This is a genomic window from Burkholderia cenocepacia, from assembly GCF_900446215.1.
Classification (GTDB): domain Bacteria; phylum Pseudomonadota; class Gammaproteobacteria; order Burkholderiales; family Burkholderiaceae; genus Burkholderia; species Burkholderia cenocepacia.
This window is the reverse complement of the sequence record NZ_UAQZ01000007.1, coordinates 156781-181404: the sequence shown is the minus strand read 5'-3', so window position 1 is coordinate 181404 and position 24624 is coordinate 156781. Positions and strand designations below refer to the sequence as shown.

The window sequence follows — 24624 nt, the reverse complement described above, 5'->3', positions numbered from 1 at the left end:
ATACGCGATGACGGAAGCTGTGCAAGAATCTTTCGATCCGTAATCGCATAACAATAGCCATGACTGACACGCTGCAGGAAGAGCATGCAGCCGCAGATCACGCGATGCGCAACTGGACCTTCGAGAGGCAAGGTTCGGTCCGGATCGGTTCCGATGCGCACAAGCAGATGTTCTGTCGGATGCTGCTCGACACACACAACCCGTACAAGCCGGCCGTGATCGACTGGCCGGCACTCCAGCCGGCCGAACTCAGGCGGCTCACGTCGCTGCCGATCTGGGACATCGCGGTGCAAACCGAAGGCCGCGCGTCGATCCGCGTGGCGACCTACGCCGCGACGGTCGACGATCCGCTGCTGCGCCGCGCGCTCGAGATGGACGGCGGCGAGGAAGCCCGCCACAAGGTCGTGCTGTCGAAGCTCGTCGAGGCGTACGGCATCCAGTTGGCGCCCGAGCCGCCCTATCCGGCACCGAAGGACCCCGAATGGTCGTGGATGATGACGGGCTTCAGCGAATGCATCGACAGCTTTTTCGCGTTCGGCCTGTTCCGCTCCGCGCAGCGCTCCGGCTATTTCCCGCCCGAACTGGTCGAAACCTTCGAGCCCGTGATCCAGGAAGAAGGCCGCCACATCCTGTTCTTCGTGAACTGGTACGCGTGGTACTGGCGCACGATGCCGTGGTGGCGCCGGCCGTGGTTCTTCGCCCGCGTGGCGGCCGTGTGGGTGCAACTGATCCGCGACCGCATGAGCATCGCGCGCGGCATCGATGCCGACGGCGCCGCGCGTGACGCGAATTTCCCGGCTACCGGCACCGCGGACATCGGCGATGCGCTGAACCCGCGCGAGCTGATCGAGCTGTGTCTCGCGGAGAACGACCGGCGGATGGCCGGATACGACAAGCGCCTGCTGCGCCCGATGTTCGTGCCGCGGATGGCGCGGTTCGCGCTGCGGTTTCTGAAGAAGTGAAGTCGAAGGCTTGCCGCCGGTCATGCGGCAAGCCCCCGGTCGGGTCCACGCCCGTGGACCGAATGTGGCGTGCGCGATACATTCGATCAATCCCTATTTTTCTTCGATACGTCGAGCCGCCGACGGCATGACGGACAAATTGTCGCACCCTCCATCTGACATTTCGACCGCCGCCGACCCGACGCCGACCTGCGGTCTTTGACGACCTGTCGACACACCCCGCGAAACAGCCGCTCCCCCTGCCTGCTCGACTTCCGGCGTGCGCACCGATTCCGCTCTAACACCGGTGCCAACGCGATCGTCAATAGGACAAATCCGATAAATTGCCGCGAATTGTTTCATTTGTCGCTCCGTAGCACTTTTTTACAACTTCGACGGATCGGGCGGCCCGGAACGCCCGTCGCACGGGCCCCCGCGCCGGGCTGGATGCGCAGATCGGCACAACCCAATGCGCCTCGTGCCAGGTAAATTCGATTATAAAATAATCTCCAAATACAAAAACCAATTCAATTTACACCAAACATTTAACAAGTTAATAATTAGGCAAATATATTATCTCGTCATAGCCAAACAATCCTTACTGAAATGAAAGAATGCAGGGTTGCGCAAACGTTTGCTATTTCATTTGTCTTACTTTTGAGTCGATTCGATCTGTTGCCCATCGCACACAACCATCGTAAGTCATTGATTTTTATATATAATGTAGCGTCTCGCCAGAAAAATTCAAACCCTACACGACACATTCTTACATCTTTCAAATTAATTCACACCCAGTACATCAAAACTCGATGCATTAACCATTCTTTAACTTTCAAAACGGTTCATTTATCACTGTTTGTCAATCTCTAAAATCCTCCTCCAATAAACTCCGCCCATCAATTTTGAGATTCGCGCGAGCGCACGGAGTAACCCTCTAACAAAAGAGACCGGTGTGTGGCGTGCACATTTGGAGGTAGCAGGACATGAACCGCACATACCGCTCGATCTGGAACGAAGCGCTTGGCGCCTGGGTCGCGGCATCGGAACACGATTCGGCACGGGGCAAGCCGAACAAGTCGGCCGTCACTGCCGCAGTATTGGCCGCCGTCGCAATGCTCCCGTCGCTCGCCGGCGCCAATACCTTCGTTCCAGGCACGACCAACGGTAGCCAATTCACCGTTTCGTCGTGTACGTCGAGCGGTGGCAACGGCACCGTCGGCCGCACGACGACAGGCAACACCAATGCCTATCCCGTCGACGGATCCGGCACTTACTCCACGGTTGCGGGCTGTAACTCCAGCGGCAACAACAATCTCGCGGCCACGGCTTATGGGGCATTCGCGCAAGTCACCGGCACCGGCGGTACGGCGACGGGCTTCCTGTCATCTGCCGCGCTCTGGGGCACGTCCGCCGGTCTCGAGTCGACCGCCAGCGGCGCCGGTTCTACCGCGCTCGGCTTCGGGGCAACGGCCAACGCATTGAATTCGGTCGCGATCGGCGGTGCAGCCGGTAATGGCACCACCCCGCTTTCATATGCGAACTCGACCATCGCTTCGGGCGCCGGCGCGGTCGCAATCGGCAGCAACGCGACGAAGGGCGCGCAGTCTGCCGCGTCGGATGGCATCGCGATCGGCGGGCAATCGTCCGTCGCGTCGGCCGCCACGTCGGGTATTGCAGTTGGCCGTGGTGCGACGGTCAATGGTGCGTATGGCATCGCGCAAGGCGACGGCGTCGTCTCCGGCGCAACGGGCCGAAACGTGGCAATCGGCTCGTCGGGCACGACGGCGAACAGCGCGACCTCGGCCGGCGGCGCGGTCGCGATCGGCCGAGGCCAGAGCGCAAGCGGCGACGGCGCCGTTGCGATCGGCGATCCGAACAGCGCCACCGGTACGGGCGCGCTGGCAATCGGCGCGAACGACACGTCGAACGGCTCCGGCGCCATCGCGCTCGGCAACAGCAGCACGGCGACCAACAGTTCCGTCGCCATCGGCAGCTCGGCCTCGGCGACGGGTACCAACGGTGCGATTGCCGTCGGCAATGCGGCAACCGCGAACGGCACCGGCGCAATCGCGCTCGGTAACGTCGGCAGCTTTGCCGCCAACTCGATCGCAAGCGGCACGGACGCACTCGCGCTCGGTAACGGCTCGACGGCCAGCGGCAGCGCCGGCGCGGTCGCGGTCGGCGCGGCAGCCGTGGCGTCCGGAAGCTACGGCACGGCACTCGGTTCGAATTCGACCGCGAGCGTCGCAAACTCGGTCGCCCTCGGCTACAACGCGCTGACGACCAGTGCGGCAACGGCGACGTCCGGCGGCACCACCACCGTCAGCAGCGCCACGATCGGCGGTCAGACGTTCGGCAACTTCGCCGGCGCCAATTCGGCGGGCGGTGTCGTCAGCGTCGGGCAGTCGGGCTCGGAACGCCGTATCCAGAACGTCGCGGCGGGCCTCGTCACGGCCACCAGCACCGACGCGATCAACGGCAGCCAGCTCTATTCGGTTGCGAGCACGACGACGTCGAGCATCACGAGCCTGTCGACGTCGGCTTCGACGGGCCTGTCGTCGGCTAATAGCTCGATTTCGTCGCTGTCCACGTCGACCTCGACCGGCATCAATTCGCTGTCCACCGGCCTCAGCTCGGCAAACAGCTCCGTTACGTCGCTTTCGACTTCCACGTCGACGGGTCTCTCCTCGGCTAATAGCTCGATCGGCTCCCTGTCGACCTCGACTTCGACCGGCATCAACTCGCTGTCCACCGGCCTCAGCTCGACAAACAGCTCGGTTACGTCGCTTTCGGCTTCCACGTCGACGGGTCTCTCCTCGGCTAATAGCTCGATCGGCTCCCTGTCGACCTCGACTTCGACGGGTATCAATTCGCTGTCGACGGGCCTCAGCTCGGCAAACAGCTCGGTTACGTCGCTGTCGACTTCCACGTCGACGGGTCTCTCGTCGGCCAACAGCTCGATCTCGTCGCTGTCCACGTCGACCTCGACCGGCATCAACTCGCTGTCCACCGGCCTCAGCTCGGCAAACAGCTCCGTTACGTCGCTTTCGACTTCCACGTCGACGGGTCTCTCGTCGGCCAACAGCTCGATCTCGTCGCTGTCCACGTCGACCTCGACCGGCATCAACTCGCTGTCCACCGGCCTCAGCTCGACAAACAGCTCGGTTACGTCGCTTTCGACTTCCACGTCTACCGGCCTCTCGTCGGCTAACAGCTCGATCTCGTCGCTGTCCACGTCGACCTCGACCGGCATCAACTCGCTGTCCACCGGCCTCAGCTCGGCTAACAGCTCGGTTACGTCGCTTTCGACTTCGACGTCTACCGGCCTCTCGTCGGCCAACAGCTCGATCTCGTCGCTGTCGACTTCGACCTCGACCGGAATCAACTCGCTGTCCACCGGCCTCAGCTCGGCTAACAGCTCGGTCACGTCGTTGTCGTCTTCCACGTCGACCGGCCTCTCGTCGGCTAACAGCTCGATCACGTCACTCTCGACCTCGACCTCGACCGGCATCAACTCGCTGTCCACCGGCCTCAGCTCGACAAACAGCTCGGTTACATCGCTTTCGACTTCCACGTCGACCGGCCTCTCGTCGGCTAACAGCTCGATCTCGTCGCTGTCCACGTCGACCTCGACCGGCATCAATTCGCTGTCCACCGGCCTCAGCTCGGCAAACAGCTCGATCACGTCGTTGTCGTCTTCCACGTCGACCGGCCTCTCGTCAGCTAACAGCTCGATCTCGTCGCTGTCGACTTCGACCTCGACCGGCATCAACTCGCTGTCCACCGGCCTGAGCACGGTCTCGACGAAGACGGACAACCTCGGCAGCAGCACCGCCTCGGCACTTGGCGGCGGTTCGACGTACGACCCGACGACAGGCAAGGTTTCGGCCCCGTCGTACACCACATACAACGCGAACGGCACGACGTCGACCGCCAACAGCGTCGGCTCGGCGATCAACAACATCAACAGCCAGGGCATCAAGTACTTCCACGCGAACTCGACCGGCGCCGACAGCACCGCAACGGGCACCGACGCTGTCGCCATTGGCTCGGGCGCCGTCGCCAGCACGATCAACTCCGTCGCCATCGGCCTCGGCGCGGTCGCCAGCACAGACGACTCCGTCGCACTTGGCGCCGACTCGAAGACCGTCGCGGCAACGCCCACGAGCAGCGCGACCGTCAACGGCGTGACGTTCAGCGGATTCGCTGGCGCCAAGCCAGTCGGCGTCGTCAGCGTGGGTGATGCCGGCAAGGAACGACAAGTCACCAATGTCGCCGCGGGTCAAGTGACCTCCACCAGTACCGACGCGATCAACGGCAGCCAACTGTATTCGGTCGCCCAGCAAGTCGGTACTGCGACCAGCGCCATTTCGTCGCTGTCCACTTCGACCTCGACCGGTCTGTCGTCGGCTAACAGCTCGATCACGTCGCTGTCGACTTCGACCTCGACCGGTCTGTCGTCGGCCAATAGCTCGATCACTTCGCTGTCGACCTCGACTTCGACCGGCTTGTCGTCGGCTAACAGCTCGATCACTTCGCTGTCGACTTCGACCTCGACCGGCCTGTCGTCGGCCAATAGCTCGATCACTTCGCTGTCGACCTCGACCTCGACCGGCTTGTCGTCCGCGAATAGCTCGATCACCTCGTTGTCGACCTCGACTTCGACGGGCTTGTCGTCGGCTAACAGCTCGATCACGTCACTCTCGACTTCGACCTCGACTGGCCTTTCGTCCGCGAACAGCTCGATCACCTCGCTGTCGACCTCGACCTCGACCGGCTTGTCGTCCGCGAATAGCTCGATCACCTCGTTGTCGACCTCGACTTCGACGGGCTTGTCGTCGGCTAACAGCTCGATCACGTCACTCTCGACTTCGACCTCGACTGGCCTTTCGTCCGCGAACAGCTCGATCACCTCGCTGTCGACCTCGACCTCGACCGGTCTGTCGTCGGCCAATAGCTCCATCACGTCGCTGTCGACTTCGACCTCGACGGGCCTGTCGTCGGCTAACAGTTCGATCACCTCTCTGTCGACCTCGACCTCGACGGGTCTTTCGTCGGCTAACAGTTCGATCACCTCGCTGTCGACTTCGACCTCGACCGGCCTGTCGTCCGCAAATAGCTCGATCACGTCGCTCTCGACTTCGACTTCGACCGGCCTGTCGTCGGCAAACAGCTCGATCACGTCGCTCTCGACTTCGACTTCGACCGGCCTGTCGTCGGCAAACAGCTCGATCACGTCGCTCTCGACTTCGACTTCGACCGGCTTGTCGTCCGCGAACAGCTCGATCACCTCGCTGTCGACTTCGACCTCGACGGGTCTGTCGTCGGCCAATAGCTCGATCACTTCGCTGTCGACCTCGACCTCGACGGGTCTCTCGTCGGCTAACAGCTCGATCACTTCGCTGTCGACTTCGACCTCGACCGGTCTGTCGTCGGCCAATAGCTCGATCACTTCGCTGTCGACCTCGACTTCGACCGGCTTGTCGTCGGCTAACAGCTCGATCACTTCGCTGTCGACTTCGACTTCGACGGGCTTGTCGTCGGCCAACAGCTCGATCACGTCGCTCTCGACTTCGACCTCGACCGGCCTGTCGTCGGCCAATAGCTCGATCACTTCGCTGTCGACCTCGACCTCGACCGGCTTGTCGTCGGCCAATAGCTCCATCACGTCGCTGTCGACCTCGACCTCGACTGGCCTTTCGTCCGCGAATAGCTCGATCACGTCGCTGTCGACTTCGACCTCGACCGGCCTCTCGTCGGCTAACAGCTCGATCACGTCGCTCTCGACTTCGACCTCGACCGGCCTCTCGTCCGCAAATAGCTCGATCACGTCGCTCTCGACTTCGACTTCGACCGGCCTGTCGTCGGCAAACAGCTCGATCACGTCGCTCTCGACTTCGACTTCGACCGGCCTGTCGTCGGCAAACAGCTCGATCACGTCGCTGTCGACTTCGACTTCGACAGGCTTGTCGTCCGCGAACAGCTCGATCACCTCGCTGTCGACTTCGACCTCGACGGGTCTGTCGTCGGCCAATAGCTCGATCACTTCGCTGTCGACCTCGACCTCGACGGGTCTCTCGTCGGCTAACAGCTCGATCACTTCGCTGTCGACTTCGACCTCGACCGGTCTGTCGTCGGCCAATAGCTCGATCACTTCGCTGTCGACCTCGACTTCGACCGGCTTGTCGTCGGCTAACAGCTCGATCACTTCGCTGTCGACTTCGACTTCGACGGGCTTGTCGTCGGCCAACAGCTCGATCACGTCGCTCTCGACTTCGACCTCGACCGGCCTGTCGTCGGCCAATAGCTCGATCACTTCGCTGTCGACCTCGACCTCGACCGGCTTGTCGTCGGCCAATAGCTCCATCACGTCGCTGTCGACCTCGACCTCGACTGGCCTTTCGTCCGCGAATAGCTCGATCACGTCGCTGTCGACTTCGACCTCGACCGGCCTCTCGTCGGCTAACAGCTCGATCACGTCGCTCTCGACTTCGACCTCGACCGGCCTCTCGTCGGCTAACAGCTCGATCACCTCGCTGTCGACTTCGACTTCGACGGGGTTGTCTTCGGCTAATAGCTCGATCACCTCGCTGTCGACCTCGACTTCGACCGGCCTCTCGTCGGCTAATAGCTCGATCACTTCGCTCTCGACCTCGACCTCGACGGGGCTGTCGTCAGCTAACAGCTCGATCACCTCGCTGTCGACTTCGACCTCGACGGGTCTGTCCTCGGCTAACAGCTCGATCACCTCGCTGTCGACTTCGACCTCGACCGGTCTGTCGTCGGCTAACAGCTCGATCACTTCGCTCTCGACCTCGACGTCGACCGGCCTGTCGTCGGCTAACAGCTCGATCACCTCGCTGTCGACTTCGACCTCGACGGGTCTGTCGTCGGCAAACAGCTCCATCACGTCGCTGTCGACTTCGACGTCGACCGGCCTCTCGTCGGCAAACAGCTCCATCACGTCGCTCTCGACCTCGACTTCGACGGGTCTGTCCTCGGCGAATAGCTCGATCACGTCGCTCTCGACCTCGACTTCGACCGGCTTGTCGTCGGCCAATAGCTCCATCACGTCGCTGTCGACTTCGACTTCGACGGGGCTGTCGTCGGCTAACAGCTCGATCACCTCGCTGTCGACTTCGACTTCGACCGGTCTGTCGTCGGCCAACAGCTCGATCACGTCGCTCTCGACCTCGACTTCGACCGGTATCAGCTCGCTGTCCACTGGCCTGAGCTCGACCAACAGCTCGGTGTCGTCCCTGTCGACCTCCACCTCGACCGGCCTGTCGTCCGCCAACAGCTCGATCACGTCCCTGTCAACCTCGACTTCGACCGGCATCAGCTCGCTGTCCACTGGCCTGAGCTCGACCAACAGCTCGGTGTCGTCCCTGTCGACCTCGACGTCGACCGGCCTGTCCTCGGCCAACAGCTCGATCAGCTCCCTGTCGACCTCCACCTCGACGGGTCTGTCGTCGGCCACCAGCTCGATCACGTCCCTGTCGACTTCGACCTCGACCGGCATCAGCTCGCTGTCCACCGGCCTGAGCAGCACGGACAGCACGATCCTGTCGCTGTCCACCTCGACGTCGACCGGCATCGGCTCGCTGTCCACCGGCCTGAGCAGCACGAACAGCTCGGTGTCGTCGCTGTCGACCTCGACCTCGACCGCGATCAACGCCGCGAAGACGCACTACTACAGCGTCAACGACAACGGCGTGCAGCAAGCCAACTACGACAACACCGGTGCAACCGGCACCAATGCTCTCGCCGCCGGCGTGAACGCCAGCGCGGCGGGCGCGAGCAGCGTGGCAGTCGGCGACGGCTCGAACGCGCAGACGGCAGGCGCGGTCGCGATCGGCCAGAACGCATCGGCAACGGGCGGCAAGGCAGTATCGATCGGCTCCGGCAACACGGCATCCGGCGATGGCGCGGTCGCGATCGGCGATCCGAACGTGGCGACGGGTACCGGCGCCGTGGCGATGGGTGCGAACAATACGGCGACCGGCGACGGCGCGGTGTCCCTCGGCAACCAGAACACGGCAACCGGCGCCAGCGCGCTCGCCCTCGGCAGCTCGAACCAGGCCACCGCGGACAACACGATCGCGCTGGGCAGCCAGGCCACGGCCAGCGCCACCGGCGCACAGGCCTACGGCTCGGCCGCCAAGGCCACGGCCGCCGACGCGCTCGCCTTCGGCACGAACGCGCAAGCGAACGTCGCGAACTCGATCGCACTCGGCGCGAACTCGGTCACGGCCGCGGCGGTCGGCACCTCGAGCGCCACGATCGGCGGCGTCACGTACCCGTTCGCGGGCGGCTCGCCGGTCGGCGTGGTGAGCGTCGGCGCACCGGGCCAGGAACGCCAGATCACGAACGTCGCCGCGGGTCGGATCTCGGCCACGAGCACGGACGCGATCAACGGCAGCCAGCTGAACGCGACGAACAACGCGATCAACGCGCTGTCGACGTCCACCGCGTCGAACGTCGCATCCCTGTCGACCGGCATCAACTCGCTGTCGACCGGCCTGAGCACGACGAACAGCAACGTGGCCTCGCTGTCCACGTCGACCTCGACCGCGATCAACTCGCTGTCGACGGGCCTCAGCACGACGAACAGCAACGTCAACTCGCTGTCGACGTCGACTTCGACCGGCATCGGTTCGCTGTCCACCGGCCTGAGCACGACGAACAGCAACGTGGCATCGCTGTCGACCGGCGTGACGAACATCAACAACCAGTTGAACCAGTTGTCGACGTCGATCAACAACAACACGACGCGTGCAGCCAACAACAACGGCATCGCGGCCGACATGAACGGCAAGGGCACCGACGTCCCGGTCGTCACCGCCGGCTCGAACTCGGTGGCGATCGGCGCGGGTTCGAACGACGGCGGTCGCTCGAACGTGGTGTCGGTCGGTAGCGACCAGCAGCAGCGCCAGATCACGAACGTCGCGCCGGGTACGCAAGGCACCGACGCGGTGAACGTGAACCAGCTGACGCAGGTGCAGACGACGCTGTCGACGGCACTGTCGGGCCAGCAGGCGCAGATCAACTCGCTGGGTTCGCAACTGCAGCAGACCGACCAGATGGCGAAGCAGGGTATCGCGGCCGTCGGCGCGATGGCGTCGATCCCGCAGCTCGATCGCGACGCCAACTTCGGGATGGGCGTGGGCACGTCGACCTTCCTCGGCCAGAAGGCGATGGCGGTCAACATGCAGGCGCGCATCACGGAGAACCTGAAGGCGTCGATCAACGGCGGCTTCAGCGGCGGTCAGAAGGTGATCGGCGCCGGCATGCTGTATCAGTGGAAGTAATGCGTCGCGCCGCCCGGCCGTCCGGCTCGCCAGCCGGGCGGCCCGCGGCTCCGACGGCAGGACGAGCCCGCCGCGCACCGCGCGGCGGGCCTCGGTCAACCCAAGCTTTAAGGACGTCACCGTGAACAAACTCGCTCTTGCGCTCGCGCTTTCCGCAACGGCCCTCGCCGCGTGCTCGACCGCATCCGGCCCGACCTTCAGCGCCTCCGAACTGCAGCCGCGCGACGGCGTGCGCACCTTCCAGGTGGACTGCCACGGCCTGCTGTCGGGCCCGCAGACCTGCATGAAGGCCGCCCGCAAGATCTGCGGCGACGAGCCCGTGCGCGCCGTGGACTCGGCCCGCGCGCTGCGCGACAAATCCGATCCGGCCACGCTGGTCTTCCAGTGCGGCGCCGCACCGGCCGAAGCGGCCTCGGCCGCCGAGCCGGCCGCCGCCGTGGTCGAACGCGTGAACCTGTCGGGCGACGCGCTGTTCGCCACCGACCACGCGACGCTCGCGCCGACCGCGCGCGAATCGCTGGACCGGCTGCTGAGCGAGCGCGCCGACCGCACGTACTCGCAAGTGACGGTCACCGGCTTCACCGATTCGGTGGGCAGCGACGACTACAACCTCGCGCTGTCGAAGCGCCGGGCCGAATCGGTCGCCGCCTATCTGAAGGCGCACGGGCTCAAGACCGACTCGATGACGGTCTCGGGCCGCGGCAAGGCCGATCCGGTCGCATCCAACGCGACGCCGGAAGGCCGCGCCAGCAACCGCCGCGTCGAAATCCGGCTGCAGCACTGAGCCGCCTGCGGCCGCCCGTGCGGCCGCGCGATCCGGCGTGCCGTCCGCGCCGCGCCGGCACGCCGCCGGACCACCGGGCGCCGCAACGCCTGCGCCCGTTTCCGTTGGCCGGCGGCTATGTCAAAGTTCGTCACGTCCTGCCAAAACCGGCGGTTTCCATGCCACAATCGCCGCAGACAGTCGCCGGGGCAGCCTGCCCGACGCGCGCCGTGCCAGGCGTGCCCGGCGACACGCCGGAATCCGGCTGCCGCCCGCGCGAATCTCGTCGCCCGATTCGTGCACCGCGGCGCACCGGCGCGAATCCAACCATGACGATCCACGGCGCGCCGCTGCCGGCCATACGCTCGACGCGATGCCCGGACGCATGACGCCGCAGAGGAAACCAACCGGTGACGGACATCAATGAAGCCGCCGCGGGCGGCACCCGCAAGCAACGGCCGGCGGTCGGCATCTCGCTGTTTGCGCGCGACGGCCAGGCGATCTGGGAAAACGGCATTCACCAGAACATCGCGTTCCTCGCGATGATGCTCAAGCACTCGGATCGCGTCGGCCCCGTCTATTTCCTGAACGGCGGCGACGCCAACGCGCTGCCGGCCGGCCTCGAACTCGACGGCCTCGACATCCCGCTGGTGAAACCCGCCGACGTCACGCACGAACTCGACGTCGTGATCGAAATGGGCGCGCAGTTGCCGGTCGAGTGGCTGCGGCACATGAAGGCGCTCGGCAAGAAGATCGCCGCGTTCTTCTGCGGGCACGTGTATGCGGGCCTGTGCGAAACGCCGATCTTCGGGAAACCGTCGGGGCACGTGTTCAACGGCGCACCGTTCGACGAAGTGTGGCTGCTGCCGCAATACGACAAGACCGCCGCGCCGATGCTGCAGACGATCCTGCGCGCGCCCGTCCATCTGATGCCGCACATCTGGTCGCCGTACTTCCTCGAGCGCCGCGTCGCCGCGATCGCCGGCGAAGGGGCGACGTTCGGCTATCAGCCCGGCGCCCGCCCGTGGCGCCTCGCGATGCTCGAACCGAACATCTCGGTCGCGAAGTCCTGCCACTACCCGATGCTGGCGTGCGACGCGTTCTACCGCGCGCGGCCGGACGCGGTGCAGCACATGTTCGTCGTCAACGCGATGCACATGAAGGAACATCCGACCTTCGTGCACTTCGCGAACAGCCTCGATCTCGTGCGCCAGCACAAGGCGACCTTCGAACCGCGCCTCGACCTGCCAGGCTTCATGGCGCGCCATGCTGATGCGGTCGTGTCGCATCACTGGGAAAACGGGCAGAACTATCTGTATTACGACGTGCTGTACGGCGGTTATCCGCTGATCCACAACTCGACGCTGATCGGCGACGCCGGCTACTACTACCCGGACTTCGACTCGGCCGCGGGCGGCCGCGCGCTGCTCGAAGCGTGGCTGCATCACGACGAACGCCTCGACGACTACCGCGCGAAGGCCGGCCGGCTGCTGCAGTCGGTCTCGATCGACAACCCCGCGAACCTCGACGCGTTCGTCTCGCGTCTGGTCGCCTGAACCGGAGCATACGCATGTCGGACTCCAATGCCCGTCAAGCGCCCGGCGAGGGCAAGCGTCTCGTCGTCGGCGTGTCGCTGTTCGTGCGCGGCGCCGGCCAGTCGCTGTGGGAAAACGGCATTTTCCAGAACTGCCTGCTGCTGATCCTGCTGCTGCGCCAGTCACCGCTCGTCGCGGATGCCGTGATGGTGAACGGCGGCGAACAGGTCGCCGATCCGCAGATGATGCTCGGCGAGTGGAACGTGCCGCTGCTGTCGATGGACGAAGCGCTCGAGCGCTGCGACGTGCTGATCGAGATGAGCGCACAGTTCGGCGCGGACTACCTGCGCGCGTTCCGCGAGCGCGGCGGCAAGGTCGTCACGATGCGGGTCGGCAACGACTACGTGATCGACATCGAACGCGCGATGTTCGACAAGCCGTCGGGCTTCCTGTTCTCGGGCGCGCCGTACGACGCGGTGTGGACGATCCCCGAGTTCGAGCGCTCGTGCCTGCACTACTACCAGACGGGCCTGCGCGCGCCGGTCACGATCGTCCCGCACATCTGGCATCCGATGCTGTTCGACAAGGCGCGCGCGACGCTCGGCGCCGGTTTGTCGTTCGGCTATCAGCCCGGCAAGCCGCGCTGGCGCGTGACGATGTTCGAGCCGAACATCTGCATGGTGAAGACGAGCATCATTCCGATGCTCGTGACCGAGGAAGCGTATCGCGCGAAGCCCGCGTTCCTCGAGTTCGTGCGCGTGTGCAACACGATTCACCTGAAGGAACATCCGACGTTCGTGCACTTCGCGAAGAGCCTCGACATCGTGAACCACGGCATCACGACGTTCGAAAGCCGCTATGCGGTGTACGAGTTCATGGCCGCGTACGGCGATGCGGTGGTGTCGCACACGTGGGAGAACGCGCAGAACTACCTGTACTACGAGCTGCTGTACGGCGACTATCCGCTGATCCACAACTCGCCGTTCCTCGGCAAGGCCGGGTATTTCTATCCGGACTTCGACTGCCAGGCGGGCGGCCGCGCGCTGCTGCAGGCGTTCGCCGGGCACGACGCGAATCTCGACGCGTATCGCGAGCAGTCGAAGCACGTGCTCGACTCGGTCAGCATCTACAACCCCGAGAACGTCGCGGCCTATACGGACGCGATCGCCACCCTCTATCGCGACGCGTGACGCGCCGCCCTTTCCGGACCCCGCCCATGAACGCACGCCCGACCCTCACCCGCGCAAAATGGCTGCTTGGCTGCGCCGCCGCATCGATCGCGATCGGCGCGCATGCGCAAGCCGCCGGCGAATCGGCCGACACGCTGCTGCGCGACTCCGATGCGGTGTTCAAGCAGCTCGACGCCGGCCAGTACGGCGCGGTATGGACCGACGCTGCACCGTTCGTCAAGGCGCGCTTCAAGCAGGACCAGTTCGCGGCGCAGATGCAGCAGGCCCGCCAGTCGGTCGGCACGGTCAGCCATCGCGGCTGGGCGCAGGTGACGCGCATCCGCTACGAGCGAACGGCCGGGATGCCCGACGGGCTCTATGCGAACGTCGATTACGCGACGACGGTGGCGAGCGGCGCCACGATGTTCGAAAAGCTGAGCTTTCGCCTCGAAACCGACGGCCGCTGGCACCTGACGGGCTACGTGCCGCGTCAGACGCAAAACGCCGCGCAGTAAGCCGCGCACTGCCCGCCCCACGGAGCCGATCCGATGAAACTCAATGTCGCGATAACGATGAACGTGCAGCGCGACGCGACGCAGTCGATCTGGTACAACGGTGCGAACCAGCACTGCGTGTACCTGTACATGCTGCTGAAGCAGTCGCCGTTGATCGGCGAGGTCTGGCTCGCGCACGACAACGGCATCACCGAGTATCCACAGGCGCTGATGATGGACGCGTTCGGCGACGCGCTGCGGCCGCTGTCGGCCGTCGTTCACCAGACCGACCTGCTGATCGAGATGAACGCGTTCGTCGACCCGTCGCACACGGACGTCGTGCGCCAGCGCGGCGGCAAGTGCGTGTCGTATCGCTTCGGCAACGACTACGTGATCGCGGTCGAGACGATCAACTTCGAGAAGAACGACTGGCGGCCGAACCCGCACCGCGTGCAGTTCGACGAGATCTGGACCAATCCGCAGCACATGCACACGTGCGCCGCGTATTTCCAGGCCGTGTACCGTGCGCCGGTGATCGAGCTGCCGCATATCTGGTCGCCGTATTTCATCGAGCGCAGCCTCGACGCCGATCCCGAACTGAAGGCGCGCTTCGGCTATCGCAACCACGGCCCGGCCAAGCGCATCGCGTTCTTCGAGCCGAACCTGAACGTCGTGAAGAGCGCGATCGTGCCGATGCTCGCCGCGAACGCGTGCTACGTCGAGCATCCGGAGCTCATCGAGCACGTGTACATGACCAACACGTTCGACAAGAAGGAAAACGTCGCCTTCAAGCATCTCGCGCTCGGGCTCGAAATGGTGCGCGACGGCAAGGCCACCGCCGACGTGCGCGCGCCGTTCGTCGCGTGGGCCGCGCATCACACCGACATCGTCGTGTCGCACCACTGGGAAAACGGCCTGAACTATCTGCTGTACGACGCGCTGTACGGCAACTACCCGCTCGTGCACAACTCGCCGTTCCTGCGCGACGTCGGCTACTACTATCCGGACTTCGAGATCTTCGATGCGGCGCGTGCGATCGCGACCGCCGCGCAGACGCACGATGCACGGCTCGACGATTACGCGGCGGCCGCCCGTCGCTGCCTGCATCGGGTCGACACGCTCGCCGAGCACAACGTCCGCGCCTATTCCACGCAAATCCAGCATCTGTTCGCCGGCCGCCCGCTCGGCTGATTTCCTTCGCCCGCGCCCCTGCCCATGAATCAGACCGTCCGCAATTTCGTCGTGATCGATTCGATCCACGGCCCGTTCGTCATCAACCGGCACTGCGCATTGCAGGCCGAGGCGCTGATCAAGACCGGCCGGCCGCATATCCAGGGCGAACTCGACACGATCCTGCACGTGATCGACCAGTTGCCCGACGGCGCCATCGCCGTGGACGGCGGCGCGAACGCGGGGCTCGTCTGCGTGCCCGTCGCGCACCGGCTGCGCGAGCGCGGCGGCCGCGTCTATGCGTTCGAGCCGCAGCGCACGCTGTTTCACGCACTCGGCGGCACCGTCGCGCTCAACCAGCTCGACAATCTCCATCTGCTGAACATGGGGCTGGCCGCCGCCAACGGCACGATGAAGGTGCCCGACGTCGACTACGGGCAGGATGCCGACTTCGGACAGGTCTCGCTCGTCGACGCGCAAGCGTCGGGCGGCACGCCGACGCCGGTCGTCCGGCTCGATTCGCTCGGCCTGCCGCGGCTGGATTTCCTGAAACTCGACATCGAAGGAATGGAGATCGACGCGCTGCGCGGCGCACGGCAGTTGATCGAGGCGCATCTGCCGTGGTGCTGGATCGAATACTGGAAAGTCGGCGAGGCGCCGATCATCGACACGTTCGCCGGTCTCGACTACACGTTCTACCGGATCGATGGACTGAACCTGCTGTGCGTGCCGAACCCGCGCTGGGACCGGCAGCGCCTGTTCATCACGGGCGAACCGCTCGACGTCGGCGCGACGGCCGAACACGGCGCGGCGCCAGCAACGGCTGCGGTCGCCGATGCCGACGCACCCGAAACGGACTGGAACCGCGCGCTCGAGCATGAATCGCGCGGTGAGTGGGGGCATGCGATCGACCGCTGGCGGCGCGCACGCGGCCGCGGGCTCGACGACGAGGCGATCGCGCTGCAGCTCGCGTCATGCTACGGCTTTGCCGGCATGCCCGAAGCCGGGCTTGCGGCGCTCGACCCGTTCGGCGATCCGGCCGCGCTGCCCGACGCGGCGCGCGGGCGCATCCAGCTGGCGCGCTCGGCGCTGCTGCTGCGTGCCGGCCGACGCGACGAGGCCGCACGCGCCACCATCGACAGCGAAAACGTATTGACGGCCGCGCAATTCGGGCTGGCGACGGAGCGGCTTTACCAGGGCCAGCCGCTGCACGGCAAGCGGCTGCTCGTCCTCAGCTACGGCGGTGTCGGCGATCAGCTTCAGTACGCGCGCTATCTGCATGCGCTCGACGCGTTCGGCTGCGCCGGCGTGACCGTGGTCGTCCCCGACGCGCTGACGGGCCTGCTGCGCCAGACGTTCCCGCGCATCGAATTCGTCGGCGCGCACGGCGCGTGGGTCGACACGTCGCATCTCGCCCACGACTACTGGTGTTCGTTCCTGGTGCTCGCCGCGCAGTTCGGTTACGCGCCGGCGCCGGAAGGCGTGCCGGCGCCCTACCTGACGTGCCCGCCCGCGCATGCGGCCACGTGGCGCGAGCGTGTGTCGCACGACGGCCATGCGCCCGGCACGCGCCGCATCGGGCTGAACTGGCGCGGTCGCGACGAAAGCGATGCGCGCTTCCATCGCGCGGCCAGCCTGCGCGATTTCGCGCCGTTCGCGCGAATGCGCGGCTACACCGCGTACTGTCTCAATCGCGACCTGTCCGCGCAATCCGAGCAATCGGACCTGCCGGTCACCTTCCCGCATCGGGCCATCGGCGACTTCAGCGATCTGGCCGCGCTGATGCTCGCGATGGACGCCGTGGTGACGACCTGCACCGCGCACATCCATCTCGCCGGCGCACTCGGCGTGCCGGCCGTGCTGCTGCTCAGCCCGAAAGCGGACGCACGCTGGGAAACCGGCTCGCGCACCGCGCTCTACCCCGGCATCCGGATCGTGCGCGCCGCGCACGTCGGTCGATGGGACGATGCGATCGACCGCGCGATGGCGCTGGTGCTTGGCGGTTTCGGGAAGGATTGAGATTCGACGGGCCGCGCGAGCGGGCCGCAGCACCGGGCTCGCTCGCGCGCCGGTTGCGTTACACCAGCACCCGGTCGCCGCTTTGCGCGGCGAATGCGCGGCCATGCCGCCGCCCCATGCGCGCGAGCAGCGCGAAACAACGGGCTGCCGGCCGGCCTGCACCGCCCGATTGCCGGACGAGGCTGTCGGATACGCCGCGCGCGATCGCCGACTCGTCGCCGCACGCGCCGGCGATGACGCCCGCGTAGTAGTGCCGGGCCGCCAACTCGCGGCCGCCCGCGTCGAGCGGGCTCATCCGCTGAATGCGGCGCGCGACGATCGTCAGGCCGTCGAGATAGGGTGCGACGTCGATCGGCGCATCGGTCGATTCGGCGCCCAGCTGCCACAGCATGTCCGCCAGTTCGGCGAGCGCGACCAGGTCGCGCACGTCGGTCGCCTGCGTGCCCGTTCCGCCTCCGGCTTTCGTTCCCGCCATGCCCACGCCCCTTTGCGATTCGTCCCCACCGCCGACACGCATCCCGCGCGCGCCGCCCTGCCCGTTGCCGCGATCACGCGGCGGCCGGCGACCGCCATGAAAAGCGGATGCCCTGCGCCCACGCGACGCCGGCATCCATGATGATCTGCCGGTCGATTTCGCTTTCCACGCCTTCGACGACGACGTGCCGCGCCCCTTCATGCGCGAACGCGATCAGCCGGCGGAACTGGTAGCGCCCGATCGCGTTGCGCTTGATCAACGACAGGACCGACCGGTCCAGTTTCACGATGTCGGGATTGCCGACCACCAGGTTGTTCAACGCGCTGAACCCGACGCCGAAATCGTCGATCGCGATCCGGCAGCCAGCCTGCCGGAAGCGGTTCACGAACGACCGGCCGGCGACGGGGTTCAGCGGCCCCGTCTCCGTGATCTCGATCACCAGCCGCGCCGCCACCGAAGGCTCGCGCTCGAGCCGCCTGAAAATCGCCAGCCACGCGTCGTCGACCACCGCGCTCGCCGCCGCGACGTTGCAACCGTACACGGCGCCCGGATCCGTGCGCAGCGCGTCGATCGTGCGGCCGACCACCAACCGGTCGAACCAGCGCATCAGCCCGAGCGCTTCGAGCCGCGGCAGGAAGGCGAGCGGCGGCAACGCATCGCGCTCGCCCCACCGCAGCCGCGCCAGGCATTCCCGGTACAGCACGCCGCCCGACAGGTCGGCGCGGCACACGGGTTCGTGCGCGAAGCCGAGCCGGCTTTCGACGAAACTGCGTACCGACGCAAGGTCGGGATGATCGTCGGGCGCGCCGAACACGAGATCGATTTCATCGCGATTCGCTTTCCGATTCGCCTCCTGGCGAGCTTCGACCGCATTCATCCGGCGCTCCGGCAAATGGCGAGCCGCCGATCACGGCTCGACCTCAACACATATGCGGAACGAGCCAACCTCGACGCACTCCGCCGCCTACCCGGCCCATCCTGTCATGTCGATTTTTTCCGGGGAGCGTACTGTTCGCTTCGGCGCGCCGTCAAATTCGATATTTTTACGATATTCGATTACTTGAAATACACCACGCGTGCGCGATGCCGACAGTGCGACAGGTTACACAACGCGAATTACAAAATCCCAAAATCCGGATCGTTTATCTTTTTTGCCTAAACAGTTTTATCCGAATCGGCTTTACCCGAATTTGCTCGTCGCGCAAATTGGGGCGCCGCCAATTGATCAGATAAATACCGTGCCTCGAGGTGCCGACCGTGCTTGATATGCCGAGTCGAAACACCGACTTCCGCCCATGCCGCGCCCCGCGGAAAACCCGCTGCGGCGCGCCATTCGATCGTCGCAGCATTCAATTTTCATGTTTCAAACGATATTATGAAGTTTCGAAACGGAATCAAGTGCCGGTCAATCAATAATACCAACTTCAATTATATGAAGATTATCAATTGAAACATCTTTAACAATCTTGAAGACTTGTTAACCTATAAACTCTTTCTTGACGGACTTCCCTCGGAGCCGTCAATTTCGTGCCTTCGAAAACCGTCGAACTCATCGGGTTCGGCGGTTTCTTTTTTAACGGCAGGATTTCGTCAGACATGAGGGCGGGACAAACCCGACGGAAGGCGGCGCCTCGAACGTGCGCCGCGGAAAATCGGCGTCAGGCAGCCGGCGCGCCGATCAGGTTCGCGAGCAGCGCGTCGTACTCGGCGACGAGCGCCGGATTCGCCGACGTGTAACGGCCGAGGATCTCGCGCTGACGCCGCGTGTACGCTTGCCAGTCGTCGTCGTGCGTATGCAGCGCGCGCAGCAGCGCGTCGGCGCCCTGCTGCACGTCGTTGTCCGGATAGTAGTAGCCGAGATCGGGCGCGAGGCTCGCGTTGTGCACGAGCGGATAGCCCTGCCAGCACACGTCGAAATAGAAATAGTTCAGCGGGTTCGACCATTGGTGCGACACGACGATATCGGTCAGGTCGGCCAGGAACAGCGGCGTATCGAAACGCCCGACGAAGCTCGCCTTGCCCGCGCGCACGATGTCCAGGTAGTTCATCAGCATCACGAACTCGGGGCTGTCGTGCGCGAGGCGATCGGCGTTCGTCACGTGCGTGAAGCAGATCGCGTCGGGGTCGCGGCGATACGCTTCGTCGATGATCAGCATCGGATACACGCAGAACTTCACGACGTTGTGGTTCGGCTCCATCACCGTGAGCCGCTTGCCCGGCTCGCTGCGCGGCCGGTATTCGCCGTGCTCGGGCAGCGACCGCGCGCGTTCGGCCAGGAACATCGGATCCCACACGAACGGCACCACGCGCCCCGGGCAGCGTCGCAGCGACTGCAGGAACGGCAGCGACGACGGTGCGATCTGCGGAATCGCCCACACCTCGTCGTAGCCGCGGTTGATGAACAGCGAATCCCACAGCCGGCGGCCGAACAGCATCGACTCCATCGCGTTGATGTACTCGACGCCGCAGCAATAGCTGACCAGCTTCACGCCACGGGCCTTCAGATAGGCCGTCTGCTCGCCGTCGATCTGCCCGCCCAGCTCGATCACCACGTCGAGCGCGTCCTTCATGTCGGCGAACGCGCGCGTGTCGTAAGCGCTGCGGTCCCATGGCAGCGCATCGGTGAGCGGCACGTCGGTCGTGTTGACCAGCGTCACGCGGTAGCCGTGCGGCGACGCCATCAGCAGCTTCGCGAGGAACAGCGCGTTCTGCTTGATGCCGTTGATCCACAGGCTTTCGTCGGGGGCACGCAATCCGATCGTGATACCGATGCGCAGGCCGGTCAGGACAGGAGACGTCATCGTCGGCGGGATGGAAGGTTGAACGGGGAATGGCGCAGTGTAGCGCGCGAAGCGCCGCCCGCGTCAAGCGGCGGCAACCCGGCATTCTAGCGGAGCGCCGGCCGCACACTGTCAGGGATGGTCAGCGCCCGCTCCCGCCGTGCCAATCCGTTCGACCGTTATGCGATACTCGTGCCGCCCGGCGGCCGGTTTGCCCGGGACATTCGAGCGGGCGCCGCACGACCTCGCCGCACCACGATCAGAACAGGGCACACCGAATGGAATACGATGCCGCGCCAGTCTTCCAGACCATCCACGACGAACCGGGGCGGCGCTCGCCGCCACGCGTATCCGGATCGGGTGCCGCGCTGAAGCGCACCGCGCGGATCGTGTGCATGCGTCCCGGCGTCCGGAGCGCACGATGATCGTCGTCAGCCATTTCAGCCAGCCCGCGCCCGCGAGTCTCGAGAATCACCGCTGGTACGCGCAGGTGCACGGCTATCGCCACGAGATCGTCGACGCCTGCGGCATGCCGCAGGCGCTGCCGTTGCGACCGCTGCATCGCTACGAATCGCTGCTTCACGTGCTGCGCGGCGCGCAACCCGGCGAACTCGTGCTGCTGCTCAGCGAAGACGCGGCGATCATCCAACCCGTCGCGCTCGATCGCCTGATGGCGGGGCGCGATACGCTGTTCGTCGACGCGTTCGCGTCGCCGCTGCCGCAAGTCGACGTGCAGATCTGGCGCAACACGCCGGACGTGCGGGCGATCGTGATGCGGCTCGTGCAGCGCTGCAAGCTCGGCAGCGAGCCGAGGCTGACGTCGGAAGCCGCGCTGTTCGCGGATCTCGATACGCACGACTACATGACGCCGATCGACGGGCTGTACGCGGTCATGCCGTCCGGCCCCGACCTCGATCCGATGTGGAGCCGCGAACCGACGTTCGCGATCAGCATCGACGACACGCCGCGCGATCCCGAACGCAAAGGCGCGACGCCGCGCTTTCGCGACACGCTCGTCGCCTACGTCAATCGCTGCCGCGCCGCCGGCCGGCCGATGTTCTCGTTCGATCACGATGCGGCGGTCACGCCGGACGAACGCGCCGAGCGCACCACGTACCACCCCGGCCGGCCGATCGCGTTGATGATGCTGTACACGCCGAACATCGGCAGCTATGCACGCGTCGCCGAACGGAATTTCCGGCGCTACTGCGATGCGCACGGCTACACGCTCTATGTGCATCGCGACATTCCCGCCGAGATCGGGCTGAACGCGACCGGCAACTGGTTCAAGCCGTGGTTGCTGCACGCGTACCTGCAGCACCACGAATGGGTCGTGTGGCTCGATGCCGACGTGCTGATCGCGAACCAGCAGCAACCGCTGGAACCGCTGCTCGCAGGGCGCGACTGGCTGCTCGCGCAGGATATCGGCCAGTGGGCGTTCAATTCGGGCGTGATGGCGTTTCGCCGTACCGAACGCAACGACGCGATGCTGCGCGACCTGATGACGGCGATCGCCGCGCTGCACGACCGCTCGAGCGTCTATGCGAGCGACGGCGACCAGCTGCATTTCATTCGCGCGATGGAGCGCGACGGGCAGTTGCACGGCGAAGGCGTGACCGATCTCGTGAGCCTCAACACACCCTGGCTGTTTCGCCGTGCGGACAGCTACGTCGTGCATTACTACGGCATGTGGTCCGCGATGCGAGCGCTGATGATGGCGCACGACGACGGGCTGCTGCCCTGACGCTTCCGCCGCGACATCATCGATTGGCAAACGCGACGGGCCGGCCGGTTGCAACCGGCCGGCCCGTCGTCGCATCGGTTACCGTCGTCAGATCGCCGTGATCGTCGGCGCGACGGCCGCCGGGTCGGTGATGCTGGCCTTGCCGGTCTCGACGTGCCCCGCGATGCGGCGCGTCCAGCCGGCATTGCCCGCCACCGCGAACTGCAGGTCGTACCAGTGGCTGCTGCACGACAGGTCCCAGTGTGCTTCGATACGCTGCCCGGCCGGAACCGTCAGCGTGCGCGCCGCGCCGCCATACGCGACATCGGTCGCCGTGACCGTGAGCGGGCTCGTGCCCGCATTGGCGATCGTCACGTACACGTCGCCGTTCGCGGTGTCGTAGCACGGTGTGATTTCAGGCTTGGCCGCGGCATCCGCCGCCGCCGAACCCGCGAAGCGCCGGAAATAACCGTTCGGCCCCCACACGCTCACTAGGTAGTTGCCGTTCGCATCGAGCGCCCACGTATCGGTCAGTTGCTTGCCCGCTTCGACCGTATAGCGGCGCGGCATCGCGGTGGGGTCGCCCGTATAGACCCAGAAGTGCGCGCCCTGCGTGCCGGTATTCGCGAACGTCAGCGCATACCCTTGTACCTGGAGTTGGCCGGTGACATGCAACTCGTACGGCAGCGCGCGCGCCGGCCGCGCGCCCGGTTCCTGCGCGGTCACGACCTGCTGCGCGGTGCTGGCCGGCGCGGTCTGCGACGACGCGCGCGAGCATTGCAGGTCGGCCTGCGCGACATATGCCTGCGTGTTCGGCAGGGTCGGCAGCGTCGCATCCGATTTCGAGAAGTCGAGCGCCGACGTCAGGTCGCCGCAGATCGCGCGGCGCCACGGCGAGATGTTGGTCTCCACCACGCCGAAGCGCTTCTCGATGAATTGCAGCACCGACGTGTGATCGAACACCTGCGAGCAGACGAAGCCGCCCTTCGACCACGGCGACACGACGAACATCGGCACGCGCGGACCGAGCCCGTACGGCAGGTTGTCGGCCGTATAGGTGCCGGCTTGCGTGGCGGTCACGACGTTGTGCCGCTCGAGCGACACGTCCACGGTGCTCATGCCCGAGCCCGGCAGCGTCGGCGCCGACGGCGGCACGACGTGGTCGAAGAAGCCGTCGTTTTCGTCGTACATGATCAGCAGGACGGTCTTGCTCCACACGTCCGGGTTGGACGTCAGCGCATCGAGGATCGTCGACAGGTAGTACGCGCCATACAGCGGCGTGAACTTCGGATGCTCCGAATACGCGGCGGGCGGCAGCAGCCACGACACCTGCGGCAGCGCATTCGCCTGCACGTCGGCCTTCAGCTGCGTGATCGGACGCGTGCTCATCCCGCGCGTCTGCAGCGACGAACCGGCCGGCGCATTCACGAAGTTGTTGAAGCACGCCAGCATGTTCGTGCCGTAGTTGCCGGTGAAGTTGTCGAACCCGGTGCCCTGCTGATAGATCTGCCACGAGATGCCGGCTTTTTCGAGGCGTTCCGGGTAGGTCGTCCAGCTGAAGGGCGGCAACTGGATCTTGTCGAACTGGTTGTCGATGTAGTCGGTGTTGTCGAGCAGCGGGCCGCCGCCGGTGCCGAGCGGATCGACCATGCCCGTCATCAGGTACATGCGGTTCGGGTGCGTGTTGCCCGGAATCGAGCAGAAGTAGTTGTCGCACACCGTGAACGCATCCGCGAGCGCGTAATGGAACGGGATGTCGTCGCGAACGTGATAGCCCATCGTCATGTTCGACTTCTGCACGGCCCACTGATCCGCGCGACCGTTGTCGATCGCGCCGTGCGTCGTCGCCCACGTGTGCGGCAGGCCGCCGATGCATTGCGCGTTGACGCCCGGGTTGGTCGTGTCGTAGCGAAACGGTGCGATCACGCTCGACTTGTCTTCCTGGCGCGGCTGGAACCACACCGGCTTGCCGTTCGGCAGCGTGACCGGGAAGCGGTCGTTGTAGCCGCGCACGCCGCTCAGGTGGCCGAGGTAGTGGTCGAACGAGCGGTTCTCCTGCATGAACACAACGATGTGCTGCACGTCCTGGATCGTGCCCGTCACGGTGTTCGGCTCGATCGCCAGCGCCTTGCGGATCGATTCCGGCAGCAGTGCGGTGGCGGCGGTCGCGCCGGCGAGGCCGGCCGAGAACTTCAGAAAATCGCGTCGCGAATGAGTGGCCATGCTGGTTGCTCTTGATGGGTT

The 24624-nt window shown here is 65.2% G+C and carries 13 protein-coding genes; 9 read left to right on the top strand and 4 right to left on the bottom strand.

Annotated features, from left to right (window positions below; translation table 11 throughout):
* The first annotated feature begins 59 nt into the window (after positions 1–59).
* The 8 genes from DTA15_RS14790 (at position 60) to DTA15_RS14755 (ending at position 17402) form a co-directional block, all read left to right on the top strand.
* A complete protein-coding gene (locus DTA15_RS14790; protein WP_006490910.1) occupies positions 60–962 on the top strand; it encodes a hypothetical protein in 903 nt (300 codons plus the stop codon).
* A 962-nt stretch (positions 963–1924) separates the two neighbouring features.
* Positions 1925–10252, top strand: coding sequence for an ESPR-type extended signal peptide-containing protein (locus DTA15_RS14785; RefSeq protein WP_012493550.1), 8328 nt, complete (start codon positions 1925–1927; stop codon positions 10250–10252).
* Positions 10253–10373: 121 nt separating this feature from the next.
* Positions 10374–11036 carry an OmpA family protein gene (locus tag DTA15_RS14780; protein WP_012493551.1) on the top strand — a complete coding sequence of 221 codons (663 nt, stop codon included), beginning with the start codon at positions 10374–10376 and terminating at the stop codon, positions 11034–11036.
* Between the two features lie 389 nt (positions 11037–11425).
* On the top strand, positions 11426–12571 hold the full coding sequence (locus tag DTA15_RS14775; protein WP_006482015.1) for a DUF2827 domain-containing protein: 1146 nt from the start codon (positions 11426–11428) through the stop codon (positions 12569–12571).
* 14 nt (positions 12572–12585) lie between these two features.
* On the top strand, positions 12586–13740 hold the full coding sequence (locus tag DTA15_RS14770; protein WP_006482012.1) for a DUF2827 domain-containing protein: 1155 nt from the start codon (positions 12586–12588) through the stop codon (positions 13738–13740).
* 26 nt (positions 13741–13766) lie between these two features.
* The gene (locus DTA15_RS14765; protein ID WP_006482018.1) at positions 13767–14234 is read left to right on the top strand and encodes a DUF4019 domain-containing protein; all 468 of its coding nucleotides are present in this window, start codon (positions 13767–13769) and stop codon (positions 14232–14234) included.
* A 33-nt stretch (positions 14235–14267) separates the two neighbouring features.
* Positions 14268–15404 carry a DUF2827 family protein gene (locus tag DTA15_RS14760; RefSeq protein ID WP_006482013.1) on the top strand — a complete coding sequence of 379 codons (1137 nt, stop codon included), beginning with the start codon at positions 14268–14270 and terminating at the stop codon, positions 15402–15404.
* A gap of 24 nt (positions 15405–15428) precedes the next feature.
* Entirely contained in the window at positions 15429–17402 is a 1974-nt protein-coding gene (locus DTA15_RS14755) for an FkbM family methyltransferase (RefSeq protein ID WP_012493552.1), read from the top strand.
* A 58-nt stretch (positions 17403–17460) separates the two neighbouring features.
* Here the strand turns inward: DTA15_RS14755 and DTA15_RS14750 are convergent, their stop codons facing one another.
* The 3 genes from DTA15_RS14750 to DTA15_RS14735 form a co-directional block, all read right to left on the bottom strand.
* Positions 17461–17877, bottom strand: a complete 417-nt coding sequence (locus tag DTA15_RS14750; RefSeq protein WP_034178316.1) for a hypothetical protein — start codon at positions 17875–17877, stop codon at positions 17461–17463.
* Between the two features lie 73 nt (positions 17878–17950).
* Positions 17951–18754, bottom strand: coding sequence for an EAL domain-containing protein (locus DTA15_RS14745; RefSeq protein ID WP_006493422.1), 804 nt, complete (start codon positions 18752–18754; stop codon positions 17951–17953).
* Between the two features lie 781 nt (positions 18755–19535).
* The gene (locus DTA15_RS14735) at positions 19536–20678 is read right to left on the bottom strand and encodes a DUF2827 domain-containing protein (RefSeq protein ID WP_006483224.1); all 1143 of its coding nucleotides are present in this window, start codon (positions 20676–20678) and stop codon (positions 19536–19538) included.
* 400 nt (positions 20679–21078) lie between these two features.
* On the opposite strand from DTA15_RS14735, the gene DTA15_RS14730 reads away from it, so the two are divergent.
* Positions 21079–22401, top strand: coding sequence for a glycosyltransferase family protein (locus DTA15_RS14730; protein WP_006483223.1), 1323 nt, complete (start codon positions 21079–21081; stop codon positions 22399–22401).
* An 87-nt stretch (positions 22402–22488) separates the two neighbouring features.
* Here DTA15_RS14730 and DTA15_RS14725 read toward each other — a convergent pair whose 3' ends face one another.
* Positions 22489–24603, bottom strand: coding sequence for a phosphocholine-specific phospholipase C (locus DTA15_RS14725; RefSeq protein ID WP_006483225.1), 2115 nt, complete (start codon positions 24601–24603; stop codon positions 22489–22491).
* Positions 24604–24624: the final 21 nt, after the last annotated feature.

Excerpts from the sequence above, each read along its gene's own strand:
- DTA15_RS14790 (WP_006490910.1), top strand. The coding sequence starts at position 60 with ATGACTGACACGCTGCAGGAAGAGCATGCAGCCGCAGATCACGCGATG.
- DTA15_RS14785 (WP_012493550.1), top strand. The coding sequence starts at position 1,925 with ATGAACCGCACATACCGCTCGATCTGGAACGAAGCGCTTGGCGCCTGG.
- DTA15_RS14770 (WP_006482012.1), top strand. The coding sequence starts at position 12,586 with ATGTCGGACTCCAATGCCCGTCAAGCGCCCGGCGAGGGCAAGCGTCTC.
- DTA15_RS14765 (WP_006482018.1), top strand. The coding sequence starts at position 13,767 with ATGAACGCACGCCCGACCCTCACCCGCGCAAAATGGCTGCTTGGCTGC.
- DTA15_RS14760 (WP_006482013.1), top strand. The coding sequence starts at position 14,268 with ATGAAACTCAATGTCGCGATAACGATGAACGTGCAGCGCGACGCGACG.
- DTA15_RS14755 (WP_012493552.1), top strand. The coding sequence starts at position 15,429 with ATGAATCAGACCGTCCGCAATTTCGTCGTGATCGATTCGATCCACGGC.
- DTA15_RS14750 (WP_034178316.1), bottom strand. The coding sequence starts at position 17,877 with ATGGCGGGAACGAAAGCCGGAGGCGGAACGGGCACGCAGGCGACCGAC.
- DTA15_RS14745 (WP_006493422.1), bottom strand. The coding sequence starts at position 18,754 with ATGAATGCGGTCGAAGCTCGCCAGGAGGCGAATCGGAAAGCGAATCGC.
- DTA15_RS14735 (WP_006483224.1), bottom strand. The coding sequence starts at position 20,678 with ATGACGTCTCCTGTCCTGACCGGCCTGCGCATCGGTATCACGATCGGA.
- DTA15_RS14730 (WP_006483223.1), top strand. The coding sequence starts at position 21,079 with ATGATCGTCGTCAGCCATTTCAGCCAGCCCGCGCCCGCGAGTCTCGAG.
- DTA15_RS14725 (WP_006483225.1), bottom strand. The coding sequence starts at position 24,603 with ATGGCCACTCATTCGCGACGCGATTTTCTGAAGTTCTCGGCCGGCCTC.